We start from the raw sequence: 1767 nt of genomic DNA, 5'->3' as shown, positions 1-1767 counted from the left end.
GCGGCGGCCACCCTGAGGAGGCCCGTGAACTGCTGGCCACCATCGCCGCGCTGGACCCGCAGGCGCGCATCGGCGACGAGGTGGTGGCCTCGCTGCTGGCCTCGATCAGCGGCGGTGCCGGCGTCTGAAACAGGCGCCTGAATTCACCGAAGCCCGGTGTCCCTCACCCTTGCTCACCGGCAAGGGCTGCGACGTCCGACAGGCAAGTCGACACCAGCCTGCTGCTTCAAGCCGGCACCATCAGCATCAGCCCGGAAGCGGTGTTCGAGATGGGGATGTGGTAGTTCCGGTGCAGGCAGCGCACCGGGCCGCCGAGCGCTGCGCGGGTGGCCAGCCACATCAGCAGCTCCACGCCCTGAGTGCCGGCCTTCTCCACCAGTTCGGGGATGCTGAACCGGGTTGCCCATTCGGGATCGTTCACCAGGCTGTCCATGAACTGCAGGTCGAAGGCCTTGTTGATGAAGCCGGCGCGCTGGCCGTCGAGTTGGTGGCTCAGCCCACCGGTACCGAGCACGGCCACGCGGGCATCGCCAGGCCAGCAGGCAATGGCCCGGCCCACCGCCTCGCCCAGCGCCCAGCAGCGGCGTGCCGAAGGCAGCGGGAATTGCACGGTGTTGATGCAGATGGGCACCACCTTCACCGGCCACTGCTGGTCCGGCCAGAGCAGCGCCATGGGCAGCGTGAAGGCATGGTCCACCACCATCTCCTGGCAGGTCGTGAGGTCGAAGTCCTCGGCCATCAGCTGCTCGATCAGGTGCCAGGACAGCGCCGGGTGGCCCTCGAAGGCCGGCAGCGTGGGCAGGCCCCAGCCTTCGTCGGCATTGCGGTACTGCGGCGCGGCGCCCAGCGCGAAGGTGGGCATCTTGTCGAGGAAGAAGTTCAGGCCGTGGTCGTTGTAGAAGACGACCAGCACGTCCGGCCGGGCTTCGGCCAGCCAGCGGTGCACCGGGGCGAAGGCGTCGAAGAAGGGCTTCCAGTAAGGGTCTTGCTGCAAGCCTTTGGCAATGGCGCGGCCAATGGCCGGGACGTGGGACGTGCAGATGCCGCCGATGAGTTGGGCCATGGGGTTCTCCTTCAGCGCGCGGCCAGCAACTTGGCCTGGAATTCGGCCTTGGTGGTGCCGGTCTGCTGGGCGCCGATGTCCTGCATGTCCAGCCCGAAGATGCCGGCCAGCTTGGCCAGGTAGTAGGCATTGCCGCCGGCCTCGATCATCTGCAGCACCTGGCGGCTGCGCACCGCCTCGCGCTGCGGCGGCGTGAGGCCGTAGCGGGTGCAGTAGGCATCCTCGTCCTGCAGGAAAGCGGCGCGGTTGGCGGCTTCGTTGAACGAGAAGCACATCTTGTTGAGCGCGTAGCCCTTGATGGCCTGCCGGCCATCGAACAAGGTGGTGCCGGGAATGTCGGGTGTGCACATGGCGAGCCCTTTCTCGGGGTTTCAGCACGGGGTTTGATGCCGCTCAGTATTCCGGCGCCCCGGCGCCGGATAAAGGCCGCCACACTCATGCAACCCATGAACGCCATCGATCATTTGGACCTGGACGGCCACCTGCTCGCGCTGCTGTTGGCAGTGCATGAAGAGGGCTCGGTGACGCGCGCTGCGCAGCGCCTGGACCTCACGCAGTCGGCCGTCAGCCACGGGCTGGACCGGCTGCGTGCCATCGTCGGCCACCCCTTGTTCGTGAAGTCGGGTCGCGGCATTGCACCCACCGCGCAGGCGGACCTGCTGGCCGGCCGTGCGCGCCGGCTGCTCGACGAGCTGCGCGGCTTC

3 protein-coding genes are annotated in these 1767 nt (G+C 67.9%); 1 reads left to right on the top strand and 2 read right to left on the bottom strand.

Annotated elements, in window-relative coordinates; translation table 11 throughout:
* Window positions 1-226 precede the first annotated feature (226 nt).
* On the bottom strand, window positions 227-1063 hold the full coding sequence (locus FKP22_RS29300) for a class III extradiol dioxygenase family protein (RefSeq protein ID WP_141291697.1): 837 nt from the start codon (window positions 1061-1063) through the stop codon (window positions 227-229).
* Between the two features lie 11 nt (window positions 1064-1074).
* On the bottom strand, window positions 1075-1413 hold the full coding sequence (locus FKP22_RS29295) for a protocatechuate 4,5-dioxygenase subunit alpha (protein WP_141291695.1): 339 nt from the start codon (window positions 1411-1413) through the stop codon (window positions 1075-1077).
* An 87-nt stretch (window positions 1414-1500) separates the two neighbouring features.
* Between FKP22_RS29295 and FKP22_RS29290 the strand changes: the two genes are divergently transcribed.
* Window positions 1501-1767, top strand: a 267-nt coding sequence (locus FKP22_RS29290) for a LysR family transcriptional regulator (RefSeq protein ID WP_211361654.1), incomplete at its 3' end; no start/stop codon positions are given.

The organism is Ideonella azotifigens, assembly GCF_006519715.1.
GTDB classification, from domain to species: domain Bacteria; phylum Pseudomonadota; class Gammaproteobacteria; order Burkholderiales; family Burkholderiaceae_C; genus Ideonella; species Ideonella azotifigens.
This window is presented reverse-complemented; position numbering and strand designations above follow the sequence as displayed.